This is a genomic window from Flavitalea sp. (assembly GCF_035489435.1).
Taxonomy (GTDB): Bacteria; Bacteroidota; Bacteroidia; order Chitinophagales; family Chitinophagaceae; genus DATHKG01.
The window spans coordinates 1-23,379 of sequence record NZ_DATHKG010000080.1; the positions used below are offsets into that span (position 1 = coordinate 1).

Below are 23,379 nucleotides of genomic sequence, written 5' to 3' on the forward strand. Positions count from 1 at the left end.
GCTATATAGGACTCGTAAGAATTGTTATGACTGGTATGATATTCCCCCAAGTGGATGAGCTAGTTGGGAGCGGGATTGTGCCTTTGCGCGGCCTTCGTACCGTGGTCGGAGTTACTGAAGCCGATCAGGGCGATACTGCAACCAGCACTTGAAAAAACCCTAACAAAGCTGATCAGGGCAAAAAAGCCGATCGGAGACAAGAACCACTCATGGCATGAGCAAAGGTATTAACCACAGGACACAGCCGCAAAAAGGCACAATCCTGCTCCCAACGGTGCGAAGAAGCGACCAAAAACTGTCGCATAATAATGCTGGTAAACAAAGAAAGCATTCTCAAACACAAAAATAATTCTTACACATCTTTATTGAAAAGGTTCACCAGGAATCTGTAAAGATTATCACCTTCCCAGCTTTCAAGATATCTCTCACCATTGATAAAAAAGCTGGGTGTTTGATTTACTCCGCTTCTCAAGCCACTCATAAATTGTTTGTCTACTTTTTTAGAAAGTTCCTCATTCTCCAGGGCAGCAGCAAATAATTCAGCATCGAGGCCAATTGTTGCCGCATAATCAGTAATTGCACGACGCGTGAGATTGCGCTGGTGTTCAAACAACATTGCATGCATCTCCCAAAATTTTCCCTGTTGAGCTGCAGCTTCCGCCGCTACGGCTGCAAGTTTTGCATGGGGATGAACTTTTGTCAATGGAAAATTTCTGAATATTACTTTAACCTGTTCACGAAGTTCTTCCTGTATACGTTTAACTAACGGATATGCACGTCCGCAATGAGGACATTCAAAATCACCATACTCCACAAGTTCAATAGGCGATTGAGGGTTACCGGTAATATGATCAGTTCCTGTTACAGGTGGTGTTAATGGCATATACGATTTTTACACAAATGTAAATAAAGCGGCATTCAATCCCGTTTTTTACGAAATGCAATTCAATCGATTTGGGGGCTTCTTGCTGACGGATCATCCTGTGTTTGTCAAAGTAGGTTTTTCCTTTAGTCCCATTTTCTCCCGGATTTTAAATTCTTCAAGGTCAATGATTGCAAGATGTGTTCTTATCAGGTCCTCATCAAAATCGGGAAGCCGGTTAATATCCCTGAGCACATCTCTTTGTTGCTCCAACAATGCTAAACAGATAGAATCAAAAGTGTTAAGGGTTGGTTCAAATCTGGTATTGCTATTTTGCTTCAGCGATTGCATCTCTATCTGAAACTTTTCATACAAATTATTTAGTTGGTCGTCCCCCTCCAGCTGCTGACTATAATTGTCCTGTAAAAATTGAGTGGAAACATTTGTTATTTTTTGTTGGATAAATAGTTCCTGCTCCTGTTTAGTTCTTGTTGCGTATTTATCTTCAAGCTTTAATCTCCTGATTAACCACGGTAGCGTTAATCCCTGAAGAACCAATGTCATCAGAATCACGATAAAAGTCACAAAAAGAATAAGGTTACGGAAAGGGAAAGGCGTACCATCAGATGTCACTAAGGGTATTGACAATGCAGCAGCGAGAGAGACCACACCCCGCATCCCCGCCCAACCGGAAATCAAAGGTAATTTCCAACCTGGATTGGAATCTGCAACCGTAATGAAATGGCTGATAAACCTGGTAAAGATTGAGGCACCAAGTGTACAGGCCAAACGGGTAATAATCAGAATGACTGAGATACCCAGTCCGTACCATATTGCTGTTGATATCCTTATATTACCAAGCCCGCCTGTAATCAAGGGCAATTGAAATCCGATCAGTAAAAAGATCAACCCATTTAGTAAAAAAACAAAATTCGTCCAGACATTTATCCCTTCAATCCTGCTTCGATAGCTCAGCATGCTATGTCTTTTAGAAGATAATAAAAGACCCCCGCTTACTACCGCAAGCACTCCCGAAAAGTGAAAGTGTTCAGCAGCATAGTACATGCAATACGGGGTAACCAAAGTTAAAATAATCTCAACTCCGGAAGTAGTTGGTAAGTTGCGATGAATAACATAAAAAATTAAGCCGATACAAACCCCAATTAGTATTCCCATGATAACTACCATGAAAAAGTTAGTTGTAGCATTCTGAAAATCAAATTGCCCTGTCATCACCGCTATCACCGCAAAACGGAATACGATAAGCGACGACGCATCATTCAACAGGCTTTCTCCTTCGATGATACTTACCAGTGATTTAGGCACCTTCAAGTTGCGCATGATGGTTGTCGCAGATATTGCATCGGGTGGGGATATGATGCCGCCTAAAAGAAAACCCAATGCAAGTGTGAATCCTGGGATAATAGACCTGGACACAAAAGCCATAACGCATGCAGTAATTATCACAATTGGAAATGCAAAACTCATGATAACTCTTCTCCATTTCCAGAATTCTTTCCATGAAGTTTGCCAGGCAGCTTCATAGAGGAGGGGAGGTAGAAAAATAAAGAATATCAGGTCCGGAACAATACTTATCCTTGCGAAAAGACCGGTAAAACTAAGTATCAAACCACCCAGGACAAGAATTATAGGATAAGCGATTCGAAGTTTATTTGCGATGGTGACAAGTAACAGTATAATCAAAATCAGGTATAGGTATTCGATAAACTGTTCCGGCATTCAGTGATATTTAGGTAAAAATAATGAAAGCTATAACTTAATGCTGGCACCCATTACCTTCAAAAACTCCCTGATAAATGCCGGGTGAGCAGGCCATGCAGGTGAAGTGACAAGATTGCCATCAACAAAGGCTCCATCTATCGGAATTGCCTGGTACTCGCCGCCCGCCAATATTACCTCGGGGCCTACAGCAGGATAAGCGGTTAATTTTCTTCCTTTGACAACACCAGCTGTAGTTAGAATCTGGATACCATGGCAGATTGCAGCAACAGGTTTATTAACCTTGAAAAAATGTTTTACAATTTCTATAATGCGATTGTTTAATCGTAGATATTCCGGTGCTCTTCCTCCTGCAACGACCAGTCCATCGTAATCTTCAACTTTTACATCATCGAAGTTATAATTGAGTTTGAAGAGATGTCCCGGCTTTTCAGAATAGGTCTGATCACCCTCGAAATCATGAATAGCTGTTTTGATTGTGTCGCCTTTTTTCTTATCGGGACAAACAGTGTGAACTGTATATCCTACCATTTCAAGCATTTGAAACGGCACCATTGTTTCGTAGTCCTCAGTAAAATCGCCCGTTAAGAATAGAACTTTTTTCATTTCAATAATTTTAAGTTAACTAAATGCTTTTTTCCAGTAACGAAAGCAACACAATAGTCTACGAAAATCAGACATTCCCTAACCTGACTGGTCTAAGCTGTATGTTTTTCCTGGCCCCAGGTCCGGCCAGATCGCGGAGCGCTCACAAGAATGGCAAATCCCGATCGGCATTGAAAGTATCTTTCTTGTAGTTTAAATTTAGCTTAATTTTTGCCATAATAATTACTCATAGATTCCATATGTCGCTGCCGGGGAATCTGTAATTTAGCAAAGTCATCTCTTGCCTGGGGCTGTTCTTCCTTCCGGCGGTCTCGAGCGGATTCGAACCGATCAGCAAGGGAATGCCGGGCATACTCTTCTTCTCTCTCAATATCGTCAGTCATGTATAAAGTTAAAACAACCTGCAACCGGCAAACGATTTTATAATCAACCTTTTCATTCCTCTTTAAGGGGGGTTGAGAAGTTCCGGTATTGAAAATCTTGCAGACTTATTGATGCTTCAACTGAAATACTAAAATATATGAAAACGGATTCCAGGGAGTACTTTTTATGTATTTGTAGAGAGAACTCTTAGCAACTATTGAGGATAATGCGTTGCAATCCATTACAATAGTTGTAAATTACATCCGGATTTAACACCGCTTCCCTTTACGAACCCAACATGCAACTGATCAAATTGCAACATACAGATCCGACCAAGAGTACCATTGAAATGGACAAGAGTAAATATGATCTTCTTAAAAAGTTATTAATAAAGATCCTGGTAAAAAAGCAGGAAATAAATTTTGAGCAGTTACTTGCTGAAGTAAACCAGGAATTATCAGATACAGACACAGCTATCAAGGGATCAATCCAATGGAATCTGGGCTGGGTAAGTATGGATATGGAGGCAAAACACGAACTGGTCAAAGATGAAACTGTTGAACCACCCAGGTATTCGTTGAAGGGATAGTTGTTGATATTCAGTCCAGTTCATACATAGATCTCAGCGCTGCCATGTTTGACCGGTTGCAATTTCACTTCGGGAAAAGACAACCTGGATAGTGATGGACCAGAATAATTTGACATGCACAGGTAACGGGACCGTTATTTTATAGGTTCTGGCTCCGTCAAAATAGTTGTCTTCATTATCCTTAGTACCTGACCAATAGAGAGATCCTGCACCTGGAGCACGATTGAACACGGATGGCGATTCTATCTGCGCCTGGTAAAACCATTTTTATTTCGAGCAAAATTCAAACAAATTTGGCGTCAGGGAAATAGTGATGTATAATAAATTGAATGAGCAGGAAATGACCAGTCACGACCAGGATTTATTATTGCTTACCGAAAATGAACTCAGGCAGCAAAGGGGACATTTTGAGGTCCACAATCTCCCTGAAGTTCACTGGAAGTATTTCTGGCTTGATTAAATTTTTTATCTGGGAAATCATGGAGTCTTTTAACCCCCCTTGATTCCATATTTTCGTTAAAACAATACAATTCGATGTCACACTACCTCTTTTCTTATGGCACATTGCAGGATGAGGCCGTACAATTAAGCGTTTTTAACCGGGAACTCCCAGGGCGAAAAGATGCGATAAAGGGCTATAAACTATCCCGGGTTGAAATTAAAGACGATGAAGTTGTCGCTATCAGTGGCCTTACCCATCACCTGATTCTAATACCTGGTGATTCTTCGGATTCAATAGACGGAATAGTATTTGAAATTACGGATGAAGAGCTAATGCGGGCCGACGAATACGAAGCGGAGGACTATAAGCGGGTATTGGTCCCCACAATTTCAGGTGGTAATGTCTGGGTTTATGTAGAGGCTAATGCGGATTGAAAAATGACTATTTAATTCCTGATTAAAATAATTTGAAAGCTATATGGATAGGGCAGGGGGAAAAGCAAAGACAATGCTGTATCAGTCTTTTACGCATCGTACAGTAAACGCACTGACCTTTTCACCATCGCTATGACGATTGGCCATTGCACCATTCCTGCCAAAATTGTAAAACCAGGCAGTACTATCAGTCGTCTCTGTCGCGGTCCAGTAAAATCCATGAGCTTCAACCCGCGCGTAAGTACCGGAAAGATCACGTCCACCACCAAACAACAACTTAAATTGAGACGATCCTCCCGGGATCATTGCCTTATAAGCCGTCTTACCGCTATCACCGGAATTCTCACGTATGCCGCCAAATTGTTTCACCAGGTTTTCCCAGTCTGCGTTTGTTGGAAGTCTCCATCCTCCTCCAAGTAAATTACATCCCTCCCCGGCCGATTTCCAGGTATATAGTTTACCATATTTATCGCAATTCTGTTGAATGTTTTCATAGCAATAAGTGTCGGGTATTTTTATGTTGAGATTATTTGTCATCCACAGCTTGTTATCGGGCATAATCCGGATAGTATAACGATTATCATCCCGGTCTTTTATGATACTATCTGCCTTTATAATGCTGTCTGCCGGGCTTTTTAAATTTGCATTCTTATCGACCTGTCCAACAACAATGCTATTCATTATTGATGTGAAAAGCAGGAAAAGAAAATAATTTTTCATGGCTGTTGTTTTAAGAATCCAACCCCTGGTGATAGCATACATTCAGAATCCCATACATCGGATCGATTATTATACTGTGAAAATTACAGCAGATCATATCGAAGAAACCTTAAGTAAACTGAAAGGAATTATGGTTGCCAATGATAAAAATGATCCTTTTGAATATCATTTCCTGGACGAACAGCTGGCTCTTTTCTATGTGGAAGATCAACGGCGGCAAACTATCCTTATCTGGGTTGCATTCTCTACTATTTTTATAGCTTGCCTGGGACTATTTGGCCTGGCAACCTATTCTGCCGAACAAAGAGTAAAAGAAATAGGGTTACGAAAAGTATTGGGGGCAACCGTGTTCAATTTAACTTCCCTTTTGTCAAAAGATTTTTTGAAACTGGTTATCATCTCAAATATAATTGCCTTTCCCGTTGCCTGGTGGGCAACAAACAAATGGCTGCAGGAATATGCTTACCATATAGATGTTAAATGGTGGGTATTCGGTTTGGCGGGATTAATCGCGGTATGCATTGCCCTGGTTACGGTAAGTTTCCAGGCGATAAAGGCTGCAATTGCAAACCCGATAAAGGCGCTGAGGACCCAATAGAAAAATTCGCACCCGTTAGTGGCTACGATCAACACATTATAGTTTTTTATTCACATTTCAGTTTTGTGTTGAATTAATCATCGAGGTTTGACCACTCAATAATTTCCAGCCGGTAGGCCTTTTGATCAAAACCCCGGTTTCAATCAGGGACGTCGTGGATGAGTTACCCTTTGTATCTGTAACATTGGAAATCACCCTCGCTGTATAACAAGCCTGGTATTTACCAATGGGCACTATTTTTAATATCTCATAAACATTATTTATCGATGTTAATAATGGGGCATTTTGCTTTAAAATAAACGCAACCGAATCGTACGAAATAGCCGAGTTATATCCCGGTGGCACCCAGAAGAAATCGGAAGAACTATCAAGGTATTTAAATTCAGCTTTGAGGCCTGTCTTCCTGATATCATCACTGTAATTTTGAAGCGTTTGTTTAACATCGCGGGTGATTATCTTTTTTTCGTCTTCAGTAAGTATAATTGATGACTCACCACAGGAAGTAATTATCAAAGCGCTTAAAGCAAATACCCGAATCATAAGTTGCGCGTTTAGATGAAAAATGATTACAAATTTAGCGCTGTTATCCTCACAATCTTTCTTTACTTTGGCTAATTCTTCGGATGCGAATAAGATAAAAATCCGAAGAATAAGCGAGATTGTTATGAATGACGAATTACGAAAGTTAATACCCGCAAACCGCATAAGAGACCGTTACATAGATTTAGTGTCATTTGCAGCAGATGCAGGATTCTACTATTTGTTGCCAAAAGCAGTGGTTCAACCGGTGAGCGAAGCCGAAGTGATTTCATTATTTCAATTTTCCCATCAACATAAAATTCCATTGGTATTTCGCACAGGGGGCACAAGCCTCTCAGGCCAGGCTATTACTGATGGAATCCTGGTGGATTTAAGTCAGTTCTGGAACAAGCTGAAAATAGAAGAAGAGGGGAACCTGGTAAGGGTACAACCCGGCGTCACCGGTGCAATGGTAAATGCTTACCTGAAAAAGCACCAACGAAAAATCGGACCGGATCCGGCAAGTATTAATTCAGCCATGATGGGAGGCATACTGTCGAACAATGCAAGTGGCATGTGCTGTGGTGTAAAGCTGAATTCATATCATACAACAAAATATATCCGGTTTGTATTGCCGGATGGCAGCATTTTTTCGACTGAAGAAAAAAATGACTATTCGCGATTCGAACAGGAGTGTAAAGAAATCTATGATACACTCGAAGACATCAGACTTCAGATCAGGTCAGACCATGCCCTTTACCAAAAAATCAGGAGCAAGTACCGCACCAAAACTACCGTTGGATATTCACTCAATGCATTTATAGATTTTGAGCATCCCCTGGACATTTTAGCTCACCTTTTGATTGGGGCAGAAGGTACGCTGGCCTTTATAGCGGAGGCTGTATTGGAAACCGTTCCGGATTATCCTTATAAATCAACCGCCCTGCTTTACTTTCCAAACATCTATGCAGCTTGCCAGGCAATTGTGCCTTTAACAAATGCGGGGGCCATGATGGTAGAACTGATGGACCGGGCTTCATTACATGCCATTGAGAATATGGAAGGTATGCCGGCAGTGATAAAGACGCTGCCCGAAACGGCCGCTGCATTACTCATAGAATTCCAGGAAAATTCAACAGGGGAGCTGGAGGAAAGAGTAAAACAGTTCCTGCTCTCTTCAATGGATTTTTCGCTGATTAATCAACCTGTTTTCACCAATGATCCTGAAGAGCAGGCATTTCTTTGGAAAGTAAGAAAGGGCTTATTCCCGGCAGTAGGGGCTGTAAGGGCCAGCGGCACGACAGTTGTTTTGGAAGATATCGCTTTCCCTGTTGAAAAACTCGGCGACGCAATCCTGGATCTGCAGGAAATTTTTCGGGTATATGGATATCTGAATGCCATCATATTTGGTCATGCAAAAGATGGTAATATTCATTTTGTAGTTACTCAATCATTCAATACAACAGACGAGGTCAGCCGCTATGATCGTTTTATGAAGCAGGTCGTTAACCTTGTGGTAGAAAAATATAGAGGCACTTTAAAAGCAGAACATGGCACCGGTCGAAACATGGCGCCATTTGTCGAGACCGAATGGGGTGGTGAAGCATATAAAATCATGAACAGGCTCAAGAATATCATTGATCCTCAAAACCTGCTGAATCCGGGCGTGATAATAAACCAGGACAGCCATGCTCATATCAGGAATCTTAAGCAGTTACCATCTGTAGAAGAGGAAGTTGATCGCTGTATTGAATGCGGTTTTTGCGAACATGTTTGTCCAAGCCGGGATATCACTACCACGCCCAGACGAAGAATTGTTATTCGCCGTGTATTGAAAAACCTGGAAACAGCTGGTGATCATGCCAATCATAAATTGCTCCTCGATCAATATCAATATGATGGAAAAGATACCTGTGCCGTGGATGGTCTTTGTGCCACAGCCTGCCCTGTTGACATCAACACAGGTGATTTAATAAAGCGCCTTCGGAGAGAAAATCATTCTAAGGCCGCAAACAGCACTGCATTGTGGGTTGCAAAAAATTTCAGAATGGTTGAATGGCTTACAAGAGCAGGATTAAGAACAGGTGCTGGTGTCAATAACGTATTAGGAAAACACACGATGGTTAAGTTAACCCGGGCAATTAAAAGAATGGTTCCTTCAATGCCGCTCTGGTCTGATCACCTGCAATCCCCACCCAGCCTTTCCGTACTCAAATCAAATGATATAAAATCAGGCCTTCGGGCAGATAGCGCTATCGTTTATTTCCCGGCTTGTATTTCCCGGGCCATGGGAAACTATAAGGGACATGACAAAAATCTCATGGAAACTTTTATGAGCATTTGTATTAAGGCGGGGATCGATGTCAATATATTAAACAATGTAAAAGGCAGTTGCTGCAGCCAGATCTTTGGATCAAAGGGCTTCAGTGATGCATACCGTTACACTGCAAATAAGATAGTAGACCAATTATGGCAATCAAGCAGGGAGGGTCGGCTGCCCATAGTCATTGACGTTAGTTCCTGCGCCTACACGCTGCATCAAATGCGACCTGTATTAAATGAGCTGGCTAAAAGCAGATTTGATGCCATGACCATCATGGACAGTGTCGACTTCCTGCATGATATGGTTATGCCTTTTGTTGATGTAAAACAAAAAGATAAAAACATTGTGTTGCACCCGGTTTGCTCCTTAAAGAAAATGAAAACTGAAAATAAATTTTTAAGGGTTGCAAAACATTTTGCGAATGAAGTCACAGTGCCGAACCATGCAGGTTGTTGTGGGATGGCAGGAGATCGTGGTTTTTTGTTCCCGGAACTTACCGCTTCTGCTACAAATGCTGAAGCTGCGGAAGTAAAGCAAACAAAATATGATGGCTATTATTCATCCACGAAGACTTGCGAGATTGCCTTGTCGGATGCTGTAGGAGAAGACTATCTATCCATTTTGTACCTGGTAGATGAAGCGATGAGTCCGGCGAGATAAGATTTTAGATGTTGTCACTTTTATCAAAGCTTAAAAATTGAAATCGAAGGCTGATATTAAAGTTCAAACATTTCAAATCCCTGATTCCGGTGATTAAAATCACACAAAAGGGGTATTGGCGGATCATTCATAAAATTTATTTTTACCGCCCATTGCTTTAACCCTTTTGCTTACCATTCTCCCGCTCCGGGAGAATTTCAACACCTGACGCTGATGGCAGCTAGTTTATGCATACAGGTTTTTTCCAGCGCTCATCCCCAAAACGAAGTATTGAATTTCTTCGAAGCAGAAGAATGGAATGCTGATGCAGAAAAGCAATTGCTATTAAAGATGCGCGAGCTCATGTCATTGGTGAAAACCCCGGGCAAAAAATTTCAAGTTATTGTAAATGTGGAGGTTGCCGACATTAATGAAAGTATTTTCCTTATCAAAAAAAAGATGACTGCAAGATCAGTCATAAATGATCCTAAACTCAGTATCCGCGAAATTGAAATACTTGGCCTCGTGATGCAGGGTTTTACAAATAATGAAATTGCCGATAAACTTTTTATCTCTTACGAGACAGTTAAATCGCACCGCAAAAACATCCTGGACAAAACCGGGGCAAAAAACACCGCTGCCCTGATCAATTACTACCACGAGACTTTCTTTGAAAAATGATTTTTAAAAAATCACTATTAAGGGGGATAGAATAACCCTTTCCCGCAATACTACATTTACCATATCATCTCACGTCAAAATTCTTTTATGGATAAAGTAAATACGAACGGATCATCCGCTATCCTGGCTCAATTCGAAACACCTTTTGCCGATGTCCAGGTAACAAAAGAAGAGCCGGTTATGGGTGAAACTGTTGACAGTTTTTTCTCCAACTACTTCAAAGAAAGTGAAAGCCCATTTTCTAAAACTTATGAAGCAGCCTCTTCAACATTGATAAACCCAGCAGGTGAAGACTATGTTGATCTGCTGGCTGAACTTGAAGATGCCGAATTCAACGAAGCCTTGTATGAGATTGCTAACGAAGTAGAAGATACCTGGAGATCCAAAGTATCCAATGAAACAGCGATGGGTGACAACTTTATACCATTTGCTTATCAGCAGGCACGTGAATATTTTATCCCGGTTATCCGGGAAACAGAAAATATGATTGACAGTGTTTCCAATCATTTTTCCGGCAATAATCTTGGAGACCAGTCCGAAGCTTCGGTTGAATCATTTTTTGAAACACTCGAGTTTACCCACACCGGTTATACACCTGCACAGGAGCAGTTATTCGGAAAAATATTTGACAAAGTTAAGTCCGTTGTTAAAAAAGGGGTCGACCTGGCTAAAAAAGGAGTGGCTGCTGTGGGCAAACTAATGCCCCTCAATATTGTTCTCAATAAGATAAAAGGATTAATAAAGCCCTTACTTGATAAAGTGCTGAAGTTTGCCATTGGCAAGCTTCCCAAAGCATTGCAGCCGCATGCACAAACACTTGCCAAAAAGTTTCTAAACCTTGAAACCGATGAAACTACCTCAGCAGATTTGCCGGCTCAGAGTGAATTGGAAGATGTACAAAGTGAATTTGATAATCATATTGCACAACTGTTATTTGCACCTGAAGAATCAGAGGCAAATGCCATGGTCATGAATTATGAATATTCTGATGAAACAGCTGAGCGAACAAGTGGCTATGAGACAGGTTATGTTAACACCCCGTCCCTCGATGCAGCAAGGCAGCAATTCATTCACGAATTAAAAAGCCTGCCCCCAGGTGAAAGTCCGGCTCCCGCAATAGAAAAATTTTTGCCGGTAGCTATCATGGCATTGCAGCCTGTTATCAAAATTGCATTAAAGCTGATAGGAAGGCAAAGGGTGATCAATTTTCTTGCAGGCTTATTGGCGAAACTGGTAGGTAAATATGTTCCTGCCAATGTTGCGAAACCTCTGGCGGCCAGCATTATCGATGTAGGTATGAGTGCCATTGGTTTCGAAACCTACGAACATGGCAATACAGATCTTGCCTATGAGGCAATTGCGAATACTATTGAACAAACCGTACAAAAAATGACCAGCCTCGATGAGGCAGCTTTTGCAGATTCAGAAAACCTGACTATGCAAACACTTGAAGCCTTCGAGGAAGCTGCTGCAAATAATTTCCCTTCACAATATATACGTGAGGAACTTCGGCCTTCAAAAGAAAAAGCCGTATGGGTCGCAATGCCAAGAGATACTCCTGCAAAATTTTATAAGAAGTTCACGCATATATATGACATTAACATTGATGCCCAGACAGCGAACACCGTTACGACTTTCCGGAGCCTGCCGCTTGCTAATTTTCTCCGGGACAAATATGGCCTTGACACTTCGAAACCAATCAAAGCAAAGGTTCACTTATACGAAATCACCCGCGGCCGTTTAAGTATGATAGCTAGGTTTGAGAAGCTTCCCGGCCTTAATGCGAAACAACCCAAAGCCTGGATCCAACTTCTTCCGCTCACTACCCAGGCCGCCTCGCTGTTGCTGAAGGAGCCAGCCCTTGGTAAAGATGTTGAAGCGAAAACAGTATCTACCCGTCTCAAAACCAGCCCCGGTCAACGGTTTTATTATCTCGAAATTGAAGGAGCAAGGCTGCGTATTCCCCCGGTAAACCGGGCAAAGCATAAACATAAAGACAATGAGCATCCCAATACAAAAATCGAAAGCAGATCGGCCGATATCCAGGGCGTAATCAATTTTGTGAAATCAGAGATCAGGTTAAATTATTATTTCAGCGAGGAAGATGCAAAAGCACTGGTAGAAAAACTGAATAAGAATGATTTCCTGGGGGGAGCAATTGCTATAAGACAATCTATTAAACATGTGCTGAATGGCATTCTCATAAAAAATATTTCAACTAAGGTTAAACTGGTACATGAATCAATCCCCGAGCTATACCTGGAAAACTATTCAGATGCAACCGAACATTTTAGTCCGGCTGCGCTGATCGGCAAGATCGCAGGTAAGCAGGTTATTTCAAAACTGGTAGAAAAAATCATCGAAAAGATAGCTGGCTCGGCATATGATTCAGTCGCGGCTTTTTTCAAAGCAAGAGCTACCGAATTCAAAGAAGCGCAGGCGCAACCGCAGGATGGAGTTACTATTAAGCTCGGCTGGAAAAATGTTACGGGTATGTCAACCATCAGGACAGTGATTGGTGCGATCAGGGGAAATCTTTCAATCGGTAACCTGGGAAATATCACGATGCCTTCTCTGCAGGCACCCGAAATAAAGGTCGTGGCTGATAAACGCTTTGATTGACCATCTATGCAATCATCTACTTCAACATATTATTCACTAAAGCGCCAGGCGAATCACTGGCTTCAGGCAGCCACTCGCCTTTCCGTGCTTGACAATCTCGCCTCCGGGAATGCCTGGCATGGGATTGATCATAACATGGGTCTTACACTCAAAGAATCCCTTAAGAACAGTGTTACTGAAATAATATTACTGGCAGAGTCGCTAAAAAAACAGCTTGATAACTCAGCCGGACAGCAAGATTTGCGATCCATGAAACGGGCATTGCTTTTATTAAGGGATAAGTATCTGAAAGCCGAGGAAACTATTCATTTTTATACCGTAGCGATCAATTCGAGAACTACTTCCGGCCTTGCAGCTTTATTGCGCGCATGTGATATCCTTTGTGTAAGAAGTATGCAGGAACTCCTAAGTCCTATTGGTAAACTAACACCCCAGGTATTGACTTATGTTGATAAGGGAGTAGGAGCTTCTATTTTAAAAGCAGGTTTACGTCTTTGGGATGGCCGGATCAGCCCGGTGGCGGCCATCAAGGTAACCCAGCATAATTTGTATCGTCCTACCGCTATAATTCACGAAACAGGCCACCAGGTTGCACACATCCTGAAATGGAATGAGGAACTTTCTGTAATACTGCAGACCAGGTTATCAGCACATCCAAAAATAGCGGGTGAAGCTTATTCGGGATGGTCTGGCGAAATCGCTGCTGATGCATTTGCGTTTGTGCATACTGGTTATGCTGCGGTTTCTGCTTTGCATGATGTTGTGAGCGGAATTCCGCAGGCAGTGTTCGCCTATCATCTGCGAGATCCGCATCCTATCTCTTATATCCGCGTGCTGATGAATATTGAAATGTGCCGCCAGTTTTACGGAGCCGGCCCCTGGGATAATCTTGAAGAATCTTTCAAGAGTGATTATGATATCAATCTTGTGAGCTTTCCTTCCGTTGGGCTCATTAGAATATGTATCGGTGCAATACCGGATTTGGTTCGTTTGGTACTTAAACATCCTTACCGGGCCTTTGGCAACCGGTCATTGTCGCAGGTGATTCCACCAGAAAGAGTGAGTCCCCGTGAGCTGGTAAAGCTTGAGTATATGGCCGGGCCTGCATTGTTCACCTCCCATGCCTGGATCTGGAAAGAATGTATTCGCCTGCTTGCTCTTAATGGGTATAAGATAGGTGTTGGAGAAGGGGATCTGCCCGCTCTTTATCGTCAACAGGAAGAATGGATGACCAAACTCGGTTTCTCTATCGAATTGAATTAAATACAAAACAATTAACATGACACAGCAACAGATTACACAGGAATCCGAAAAGACCAAAAGATGTGCCGAGATCAGAAAACAACTGACCGAGTTGCAGACGGAGCTGAATAGTATTAAAAAAGATCTTGCTTCCGCACGTTCGGCCGGACATGAAACAGGCCCCATATATTCCGAAAAACAAGATGTGGAAAATAGAATAAAAAAACTGGAATATGATCAGAGAATATACTGCCATCCGACGCCGAATACCCCGCAGGTCCCGGATTTGAAGGAAAGACAGTTTATTATCAGCACCAGCAGTGTACGTCGGAAAAGTGACGCTGCACTTGTTATTATAGATCCCAATTGCAATAACAAAGTAAATCGTTAATCATGGACTTAATAAATAACGTCATTTTTACGGCGCTCAATAACGTTGGTGGTTTCAATCCCCTCGCACTAAAATTCTTTGATTTGCCTCCCATACTCGTTGGTCCTCCACAACCTCAGAACAGGGGCACATTCTTTTCATATGATATTACCGTGGTGCAGGAATTTTCTGCGCTTGACGACCCGGAATTCATTGAAGATGCCATTCAAAAGCACTGGGCCGATTTCGTTGTGAGAACTGATTACCGGAATGCTGCCGGCGACATCTTCTCCACCTTTGTTGACCTGGCCGGTGAGCGTGTTCCGCCTTATCACCTGATCTATGCCTATCTAGTTGAAAATACAAGGGCCAGCCAGATATTTGAAAAGATGGTATACCTGTATCTGCATGATGAAAAGCTAAAAAAAGCAACTACTCAAAACCGCCTTGCATTTCAGTGGATTTTGAATACAGAAAATCTTTTCTTTAAACATTTATCCAATACTGCTTCAAGAAACATTTCAGGTCAGTTAAGGACTTCAGCAGATGCAACCAGGAGAAATGCTTATTACAGGATGTTTGGTATGGACCTTGCCTTCGGCGATAGTGGCTCCAATGTTCCGGTCAACTTTTATAAGGCCGAGTTTAACAATCAGCCTTTCATCATCATGTTCGAAAAGTTCCTGGCAGAAATATGGCAGGCATATACAAATGCGCGTAACCAGGTAGGAGCAAACAGTACCGACATGTTTAGTATAGTAGACACAGCGCAAAAAATACAGGAGATGCTGATGTCGCGCAGAACAACTGATACCAGTTTCACCAACTACCGGTATTTCAACCTTTCCAAAGAAGAATATGCTTCAGTTGTGATGATGTCCTGGTTCTACGAAGTAATCTCTTATGATTCACCGCTTATTGAATTCCTGCGTTGCAACGGCAACACACCGGGTGAACGACTCATAAACATTGGTAACAAAGTAGGGGTGCAGGCACATAGTAAATCAGAAGGACTGCTCGATATCGCCCCGGTAATGAATACATTGTTGAGAAGGATTGAATTAGGTGATTACAATTTGCCAAACGAAGTAAATGTCAGGCGAATAATCGAAAGCCAGTCGCCAACGCTGAATCCACCGGCTACTCCGGCAGAACAGCAGGCTTTAACAGATCTGCTCTCCATCATCAACAACTGGGAAAAAGCAACAGGCCACAGGATTAAGAACCCGGCTGTTATTGCCTCGCCTCCACCCACAAAAATTTCTACCAACGGTGTTCCGGCACAGTCGGTTTTAAATTAATGTTATCAAATACCAACATTTTTTTATGAACTCTCCATTTCAATCTTTCGCGGAAGATACTGCTGAAAGCACAGAGACAACAGATCAGTTGGATGTCAAAAGTCCCTTCCTGGACTCCCCATCTAATACCGGTGAAACAGGATATACACAGGAGCATGCACATGGATATGCACAGGAGTATGCGAAGGAATATGAACATGAATATGAGCAAGAGCATTCCAAAGGTTTGAACGGAACACATTCTTATGAACATGAACCTGCACATGAAAATAATATGTATAGCAATGAAACAGATGAGTATGTATTAACCGACCAGGAATTTCCCGCTATCTATCCTGCTGCGCCTGGTTTATCACCATTTTCCATCCAGGCAAAAAAACAATGGAAGAGAGCGGGCAATGAATATCGGCCTGCAGGTTGGCAGGGAAAAGTATATGGCCTGGTAGTGCATACCAGTGGCGGATCATTACCTGGAAAAGCTGTAAAAGGAGGAATTTATCCAACTATTTATGCTATCAATTTTTATTCGCAATCTTCTGGCTGTCACTATATAAATGGATGGAAGGGGATAGAAGGAGGCGACCTGGCGCAGGTTGCGAATGAACGCAAGGAAGCATGGGGAGTAGGCATGGGAGATCAAAAAAAATCAGTTGATAATAATCGGTTTGAAAAAGATCTCCCCGCGATTGTAAGCACACTATGGAAAAAGAGATGGCCTTCTTTTCAAAACCCCATGAAATTATTGCCAGGTACACAAACTGCAAATTCCTGTTATATCCATGTTGAATGTTTGCCTGTAGTTTATATTGTCGATGGCAAATATGTAACTGACAAAAATCATCCCCCAATGCGACCCGGGTTGCGGTTCACAAAGGAACAACATAACACTGTTGCTGTACTGGCATATGATATAGCAATCAGGAACGGATGGCCAATGGATCAGCCCTGGTGGAAAACTCCGCGGCTTTTGGGACATGAGGACCTTGCGCCAATTAACCGTTATGACAAAAATGGTGGATGGGATCCGGGCGGTCTGCGGGAAGCGCCTTTTTTTGATTGGGATTATGTGTATGCCCGTATCCAGGAAATTCATAAAAACGGGTATAAAAGTGTTCTGTCTTCGCCGATACGTATTGCAAAAGAATTAGATGGTGCATATTCCAATCATTCGTCCTTATTTGAAGGAGTTACTGTAGCCCCGGTTGCACCTACCCAGTCATCCGAGGCACCTGGCTCACCACCTTCACCACCAACTTCAACTACATCAACAGCCACACTTATCACAGATACCATTCGCAACTGGGGTGATGCTACCTATATTTCGGCACAACTTGAAAAAATTGTAAGGGCAAACTTATCTATTTCTTTATCACTGTCTTTTGCCAGCATGAATAATTCGCAACAAACTGCGTTCAAGGCCGAGTGGGCGAAAATAAGGTCCGATCTCCTGAAGGGCCGCAAAGTATTGATATCATCGGGGTTTCAGCCTGTGTTAGGTGGTGCAAAAGTTCCATTCGGATTTGAAGCAACTACATATAATAATATCAAAGGATTAAGGACCGGATCTTACCTGGTCACAGATAACGTTGATAAGGTACTGGTTTCATTACACAAAAGCAGTAAGCTGTCCATCTCCCAGGAAGAACTTGATTTGTTTCAACGTATTGCCAATGTTGAAACTGATGGCCGCATACAGGTTTTGAATAGCTATGATGCGGGTATTGTAAGTATAGGCTTTATGCAGTTTACCTTACATGTTGGTAAAATCCAGGAATGGATCAAGCTGAATGAACCCGCTTTCAAAAGATTCGGCATTGAACTGGATCCTGTAAACAAATACAAAATCGCGAATGGCGAAGTTCCGGCCATTAAAGGAGTTCCGCAGTCAAATATAAACGACCTGAGATGGAATGGCTGGGCTGAAAGATTTTTTTACGCAGGTCTCGATGAAGAAGTAATTGTAGCAGGAGTTAATCTTTCAAAGTCCTACCTGACAAAACATCTTACCAGTCTTCGCGCAAGGTTGAAAGATGATAATATTTATAACACATTCATCAATAATTATTACAACAGAAGTGTGTATGTAAAAGCGCTGTTCCAGGAATGTCATAATAATAATCCAAGTATATCAACCCGTGCAGTACAGACTGCCGTGAAGGCATTTTCATCTCCTGCGGCTACAGCAGATTTTGTAAAAAAATATTCAGCGGTATTGATTGCTGAGGGCAAGGACAGGATTGTAAATAACACTGCCAGGGGCACTACGCTTTCATTAAGTTCTCCGGTTGTGCAGCCTGAAACTGAAGATTTTTATGAAATACATTATCTGGTTGGTGAAAGCCTGCAGGCTTTTGAAACAAACGGTGAAAGCGGTCATAGTATGGAATCTGCATTTCCGCATTACGCTGATTTTGTGGCCGGGCAAAACGAGGTTTATCCAACCGGAGACACTGAATTTACGGTGGCTGAGGAACCGGCAGTTTATGGCGAGTTGCGTTTCAATGATTTTGTTTCAATTCCTTTTTTCCCGGTTCCACCTGTTCCACGGCGTGACTGGTGTGGGATAAGAGCGCAGGTAACTTATATACTCGGCCAGGCACAGCTGGATTGGTTCGATCCATGGAATCCGGTACCCAACGGTCATCAAATTCCGGAAGGTGAACGTATGCCGGACGGCTCCTTCCGCATGATTTCACATCTCGAAGAATACTGGAAAGCTGTTCGTGGAGCTGGTGCAGCTATACCTAATTATAAAGTTGCAAATCCGGCTGTCAATGCAAGAAACTCGGCGATGAACAATGAAGCCTGGAGTGCCGCCTTTGTTTCCTGGGCCATGCAACTGGCTGGTGTTTTAGAAGCCGATGGATTTATTTTCAGCAGGAGGCATATTGTTTATATCGTGCAGGCATTGAGCAATGCCCGGAAAAATGATCAGCAAAGACCTGTGCATTTAAGAGCAGCATCAACACCAGTAGAAGCTGGGGACATTATGTGTTTTAATGTTCCTGCTGGCAACAGCTCAACAAATTATTCGCTCGCTGACCTGGCAGCACAGCACCTGGATGGACAGAATAATGTGATCAACCTGGCCAATGTGTCTGGCGCTTCACATTGTGATATCGTGAAAGAAATCATTACGGATGGTGCCAGGAGATTTGCAATCGTCGTTGGTGGCAATAAAGGTATACCCGGGGAAGGGCCCGATGGTGTAACCGTAGATGAAAGAAGAATAGAAGTAAACCGTCAGAATGTTGTAGTGAATCCTGCTGGTGTTCGTAATCCGGGTAGTCTTTTTGGTATTATCAAACTAGGGGTTTGTAATCCGGTTCAAAATGAGGCTGAGTCATTTACTAATGTTGGCGAAACCGCATACGGTTATGAGGCTCATGATTCAAATTTCGAAACGAAATATGGGTTTGAAGCTAAAGATCAGGATTCCGAAACGAAATATGGGTTTGAAGCCAAAGACCAGGATTCCGAAACGAAATATGGGTTTGAAGCAAGAGGATCAGATTTTGAAACCAGAGGATCGGCTTTTGCAAGCGCCGGATCAGTATCAGCGTTTGATAATATGGCCTGGAGCGATGAGGTAATTTCAGAAATTATTGCTGCTGAAGATGAAATGGCTATTCAGCCTGATCAACTAACCAGTACATGGTCAAAGGCAATAGAACAAAATCGTTATTATTCGAATACACTTGGATGGTCGGCGCAGGCTGTACAAATCAATAAACTTTTATTGCCGCTATCAGGTCAGCAAAACATTACACTCAGCGAAGAGGCATTTGCACAGGCAGCAGCTGTATGGCAGCAACAAAATGGGCTAACAGCCGATGGTGTGATTGGGCCGAACACCTGGGCTGTAATGAAACCTATGCTAAACGCAGCCGGATCGTATGTTCCTGTTCATGTAATACCATCCGGATCAGCTGCTCCGCCGGTGCAACAGGTACTTGCTTTTAATCAATGGCATGCACAGCGGATACTCGACTCCGTTAGTGCAGGTGTTGTTGGAGTGACCACAGGTTTAACTACTGACACCAAAGCACAACTGCAAAGCCTGGCCCAGGGTAAACAGGTGCTTAATGTAAATCCCTCCACTCAAATAGTACAAAGCCTGCCCGTCATCTATCATATTTGTGAACAGGCCAGGCAGCAACAGTACCGTGATATTATGATTGGAAGTTTTATCCGGCCTCCCAAGGATGGCAGTTGTACCGGGCATTGTGCAGGACGGTGTATTGATATCAATTACAAGGGTGGCAGCTTCTCAAACAGTGGAGCTATACAGATGGTCGTGAATATCCTGGCTTATCTTAAAGTGCTGCCTGCTACTTATAAGAAAGGCCTGGGCTTTGGTCTGCCATTACAGGGAGCTTTCTTTGGTAGCAAAAAACTTCCACTGTTTAGCAGTGTACCACCTACCAACCTGATCGATCCGCGTCTGGCACCATTGATTTCTTCCCTTGGAATTGTATTTCCCGATAATCCCAATCATCTTCATATTCAATTGAAGTGGATGTAAAATCAGATTTATTTTATCCTGCAAAACCTGCAAATTTCTGCAGGTTTTTGTTTTTGACAATGCCCCGCTGCTGTTGCAACCAGGGTTACTGTATTGTTTTCAAATATTACTTTGACATATCTATTCCAGGTATTATTTTTACTTTTTCTCTCCAAATGAAAGCGACCAGAATCATTTGTCTTGTTTTTGCATGGCTATGGATAGCTGTGATAAGTTTGGTATCTATCGGAAACTTTAGTGACTTGCCTGATGAGGACATCGCTTATTCAATCGGAATTTTCATTGGATCTGCTCTTTTCCTGATTCCTTCCTTTATTCTGTTTTTTATTGCAGGCAAGATTAAGAAAAAACTTGAGCGGGCTAAAAGAGATGCCTTGATAAATTCATTTGAATCTATTTGATAGTCCGAATCCTTCTCATCGGCTTTATCCCAATTTATTGAAAATTCCGATCCTTACAATATACCCGGATTATGAATTATATAAGAACTGCGTGCATCCTGCTTTTTCTGCTCACTCTAATATTTTTCAAAACCCTCCATAGCCAGGTCAAACTACCTCAGCTGATCCGGGATAGCATGGTCCTGCAAAGAGAAGCAAGGATAAATATCTGGGGCTGGGCTTCGCCTCGCGAAAAAGTCTCTGTTAAATTCAACAACAAAGTGGCTTCAACAAAAGCAGACAATTCAGGAAAATGGCTGGTGGTAATACCGGCAATGAAACCCGGAGGACCTTTTACTATGCAGATTGATGCAAGCAATCATATTACCCTTGGTGAAATTCGCTAAAGTCTATTTAGGTAGAATTGTTGATGCTGACTTCTTTTATGTAAATGGAAAACTTGTTGGGAATACTACTTATCAAGGATAAGATATTTGTTTGAGCTAAAGCAAAAATAGAAGGTGACAAAGTGATTGTATGGAGTGAGAATATTGTGGATCCTTTATATGTGCGTTATGCATGGGCCGACAATCCTGATGGAGCAAATCTCTGCAATGTAGAAGGCTTACCAGCCTCCCCGTTTCGTACCGATGAATAACCAACGCGTGATATTGACCGAATGTTTGAATTTCGTAATAAATGGTTTGATTCTATTTAGAAGGTTGACTTATCTATCGTGTAACTTTGTGTTTTGTGGCTCCAATGTGTTGTCCTCAATGAATTAATCTTAAAATATTCATCAAATGGAAAAAAGAAAACTTGGTTTGGGTAACCTGGAAGTCTCGGCGATTGGACTGGGTTGCATGGGTATGAGTTTTGGTTATGGTCCCGCTCATGATAAAAAAGAAATGATTGCGCTGATCCGCGCGGCAGTGAAAAAAGGGGTGACATTTTTCGATACGGCAGAAGTATATGGACCATTTACAAATGAAGAACTGGTAGGAGAGGCACTTGCTCCTTTCCGCGACGAAGTTATTATTGCCACGAAGTTTGGATGGAAACCTGCTGCAGATGGTAAGTGGTCAGCATTGGATAGCCGGCCGGAAAATATCAGGCGGGTTGCAGAAGCTTCATTGAAAAGATTAAAAACCGATAGAATAGATCTGTTCTACCAACACCGTGTTGATCTCAATGTGCCAATAGAAGAAGTAGCTGGTGCGGTGAAGGAGTTGATACAGGAAGGAAAAGTGAAACATTTTGGTCTGTCTGAAGCCGGCGCGGAAACAATCCGACGGGCCCATGCTATTCAGCCCGTGGCTGCCCTCCAAAGTGAGTATTCATTATGGCACAGGGTACCTGAAAAAGAAATTATCCCTGTACTGGAAGAACTGGGTATTGGGTTTGTTCCATTCAGTCCTCTCGGTAGGGGATTTCTTACAGGTAAGATCGATGAAAACACCGAATTCGACAAGGCTGACTTTCGGAATACTGTTCCCCGCTTCAAGGCTGAAAACAGGAAGGCTAACCTGGCGATGGTGGATCTTCTGAACAGCATAGCGGTGCATAAGAATGCTACTCCCGCCCAGGTAGCGCTTGCATGGTTGCTGGCACAAAAGCCCTGGATCGTGCCGATCCCAGGCACAACCAAGCTTCATCGCCTCGAAGAAAATTTAGGAGCAGCTGTAATCAGACTTAATCCGGAAGATCTTGGCCTGATAGAAGAAGCAGCTTCAAAAATCAATGTTCAGGGCGCCCGTTATTCCGAAGACAATGAACAGATGACAAACAGGTAATAAACTAAAACATATTATGAAACGGATAGGCGCATCCCGCGCCTATTATTTTTTGCGGGATATCAGCTTCAGACAGTCCGGTTACCCGCAATTTGTAACAACACGCTTGGGGGAAGTTTGTACAGGGCCATTGTCTATGCAATGTTATGAAAGCAGGTATTTTGTCATAGGCATTTCAGATCGGTTTAAAATACCTATATTAATAGAAACATTAATGCATATGAAAAAGATGATCGGTTTGGTAACCATGTTATTTGCGATGCTGACTTTTCAACCGGCCTTTGCCCAGCCTTCCACGGAGGATATCGTGAAAGAATGGGAGAGAGCTAAAACCTTCACCAAACAATACCTGGATTCCATGCCGGAAAGCGGGTATTCATACAAACCTAAACCCGAAATGAGGTCATTTGCAGAACAGATGCTGCATCTTACCGACGGGAATTACGGTTTTGGTGCGGCCGCTACCGGCGAAAAAAGTCCCGTGGGGATGGGAGAATCTGAAAAAGCGACGGATAAATCCAAGGCGAATGTCACCAAATTGGTACTCGCAGGATATGATTTTGTTATCATCGGTATCAAAAAAATGACTCCGGCACAATTAAACGAAACGGTCAAACTTTTCGGTCGTTT

General features: G+C 42.4%; 21 protein-coding genes. 14 read left to right on the forward strand and 7 right to left on the reverse strand.

From position 1 onward, the window contains the following. Nucleotides 1-352: 352 nt before the first annotated feature. From VK664_RS11895 to VK664_RS11910, 4 genes are all read right to left on the reverse strand, one after another. Entirely contained in the window at nucleotides 353-883 is a 531-nt protein-coding gene (locus VK664_RS11895; RefSeq protein ID WP_461398880.1) for a DsbA family protein, read from the reverse strand. 93 nt (nucleotides 884-976) lie between these two features. After that, nucleotides 977-2,602 carry a Na+/H+ antiporter gene (locus tag VK664_RS11900; protein ID WP_461398881.1) on the reverse strand — a complete coding sequence of 542 codons (1,626 nt, stop codon included), beginning with the start codon at nucleotides 2,600-2,602 and terminating at the stop codon, nucleotides 977-979. A gap of 30 nt (nucleotides 2,603-2,632) precedes the next feature. Continuing rightward, nucleotides 2,633-3,208, reverse strand: coding sequence for a DJ-1/PfpI family protein (locus tag VK664_RS11905; RefSeq protein WP_461398882.1), 576 nt, complete (start codon nucleotides 3,206-3,208; stop codon nucleotides 2,633-2,635). Nucleotides 3,209-3,411: 203 nt separating this feature from the next. Next, nucleotides 3,412-3,591 carry a hypothetical protein gene (locus tag VK664_RS11910; protein ID WP_461398883.1) on the reverse strand — a complete coding sequence of 60 codons (180 nt, stop codon included), beginning with the start codon at nucleotides 3,589-3,591 and terminating at the stop codon, nucleotides 3,412-3,414. A 278-nt stretch (nucleotides 3,592-3,869) separates the two neighbouring features. On the opposite strand from VK664_RS11910, the gene VK664_RS11915 reads away from it, so the two are divergent. Next, nucleotides 3,870-4,160, forward strand: coding sequence for a DUF6958 family protein (locus VK664_RS11915; RefSeq protein ID WP_461398884.1), 291 nt, complete (start codon nucleotides 3,870-3,872; stop codon nucleotides 4,158-4,160). A 33-nt stretch (nucleotides 4,161-4,193) separates the two neighbouring features. Here the strand turns inward: VK664_RS11915 and VK664_RS11920 are convergent, their stop codons facing one another. Next, the gene (locus tag VK664_RS11920; RefSeq protein ID WP_461398885.1) at nucleotides 4,194-4,391 is read right to left on the reverse strand and encodes a DUF1214 domain-containing protein; all 198 of its coding nucleotides are present in this window, start codon (nucleotides 4,389-4,391) and stop codon (nucleotides 4,194-4,196) included. A 303-nt stretch (nucleotides 4,392-4,694) separates the two neighbouring features. On the opposite strand from VK664_RS11920, the gene VK664_RS11925 reads away from it, so the two are divergent. Beyond that, entirely contained in the window at nucleotides 4,695-5,036 is a 342-nt protein-coding gene (locus VK664_RS11925) for a gamma-glutamylcyclotransferase family protein (RefSeq protein WP_461398886.1), read from the forward strand. 81 nt (nucleotides 5,037-5,117) lie between these two features. Here VK664_RS11925 and VK664_RS11930 read toward each other — a convergent pair whose 3' ends face one another. Beyond that, the gene (locus VK664_RS11930; protein ID WP_461398887.1) at nucleotides 5,118-5,756 is read right to left on the reverse strand and encodes an FISUMP domain-containing protein; all 639 of its coding nucleotides are present in this window, start codon (nucleotides 5,754-5,756) and stop codon (nucleotides 5,118-5,120) included. Between VK664_RS11930 and VK664_RS11935 the strand changes: the two genes are divergently transcribed. Continuing rightward, on the forward strand, nucleotides 5,755-6,354 hold the full coding sequence (locus VK664_RS11935; protein WP_461398888.1) for an ABC transporter permease: 600 nt from the start codon (nucleotides 5,755-5,757) through the stop codon (nucleotides 6,352-6,354). The genes VK664_RS11930 and VK664_RS11935 overlap by 2 nt on opposite strands. Before the next feature lie 57 nt (nucleotides 6,355-6,411). Here VK664_RS11935 and VK664_RS11940 read toward each other — a convergent pair whose 3' ends face one another. Further along, on the reverse strand, nucleotides 6,412-6,894 hold the full coding sequence (locus tag VK664_RS11940) for a hypothetical protein (protein ID WP_461398889.1): 483 nt from the start codon (nucleotides 6,892-6,894) through the stop codon (nucleotides 6,412-6,414). 22 nt (nucleotides 6,895-6,916) lie between these two features. Here VK664_RS11940 and VK664_RS11945 point away from each other — a divergent pair, with 22 nt between their 5' ends. From VK664_RS11945 to VK664_RS11995, 11 genes are all read left to right on the forward strand, one after another. Continuing rightward, entirely contained in the window at nucleotides 6,917-9,856 is a 2,940-nt protein-coding gene (locus VK664_RS11945) for an FAD-binding and (Fe-S)-binding domain-containing protein (RefSeq protein ID WP_461398890.1), read from the forward strand. A gap of 213 nt (nucleotides 9,857-10,069) precedes the next feature. Continuing rightward, nucleotides 10,070-10,516, forward strand: a complete 447-nt coding sequence (locus VK664_RS11950; protein ID WP_461398891.1) for a response regulator transcription factor — start codon at nucleotides 10,070-10,072, stop codon at nucleotides 10,514-10,516. An 87-nt stretch (nucleotides 10,517-10,603) separates the two neighbouring features. Then, nucleotides 10,604-13,138, forward strand: coding sequence for a hypothetical protein (locus VK664_RS11955; protein ID WP_461398892.1), 2,535 nt, complete (start codon nucleotides 10,604-10,606; stop codon nucleotides 13,136-13,138). A gap of 6 nt (nucleotides 13,139-13,144) precedes the next feature. Further along, the gene (locus tag VK664_RS11960; protein WP_461398893.1) at nucleotides 13,145-14,401 is read left to right on the forward strand and encodes a hypothetical protein; all 1,257 of its coding nucleotides are present in this window, start codon (nucleotides 13,145-13,147) and stop codon (nucleotides 14,399-14,401) included. A 16-nt stretch (nucleotides 14,402-14,417) separates the two neighbouring features. Beyond that, a complete protein-coding gene (locus VK664_RS11965; protein WP_461398894.1) occupies nucleotides 14,418-14,771 on the forward strand; it encodes a hypothetical protein in 354 nt (117 codons plus the stop codon). A 2-nt stretch (nucleotides 14,772-14,773) separates the two neighbouring features. Beyond that, complete coding sequence (locus VK664_RS11970; RefSeq protein WP_461398895.1) at nucleotides 14,774-16,051, forward strand: hypothetical protein; 1,278 nt, start codon at nucleotides 14,774-14,776, stop codon at nucleotides 16,049-16,051. 25 nt (nucleotides 16,052-16,076) lie between these two features. Then, nucleotides 16,077-20,576, forward strand: a complete 4,500-nt coding sequence (locus VK664_RS11975; protein WP_461398896.1) for a DUF2272 domain-containing protein — start codon at nucleotides 16,077-16,079, stop codon at nucleotides 20,574-20,576. 155 nt (nucleotides 20,577-20,731) lie between these two features. Beyond that, nucleotides 20,732-20,977 (forward strand): hypothetical protein, encoded by a 246-nt coding sequence (locus VK664_RS11980; RefSeq protein WP_461398897.1) that lies wholly within the window; start codon nucleotides 20,732-20,734, stop codon nucleotides 20,975-20,977. Between the two features lie 71 nt (nucleotides 20,978-21,048). After that, nucleotides 21,049-21,363 carry a hypothetical protein gene (locus VK664_RS11985; protein WP_461398898.1) on the forward strand — a complete coding sequence of 105 codons (315 nt, stop codon included), beginning with the start codon at nucleotides 21,049-21,051 and terminating at the stop codon, nucleotides 21,361-21,363. Nucleotides 21,364-21,759: 396 nt separating this feature from the next. Continuing rightward, nucleotides 21,760-22,749 (forward strand): aldo/keto reductase, encoded by a 990-nt coding sequence (locus VK664_RS11990; protein ID WP_461398899.1) that lies wholly within the window; start codon nucleotides 21,760-21,762, stop codon nucleotides 22,747-22,749. A gap of 16 nt (nucleotides 22,750-22,765) precedes the next feature. Further along, nucleotides 22,766-23,379, forward strand: a 614-nt coding sequence (locus VK664_RS11995; RefSeq protein ID WP_461398900.1) for a DinB family protein, incomplete at its 3' end; no start/stop codon positions are given.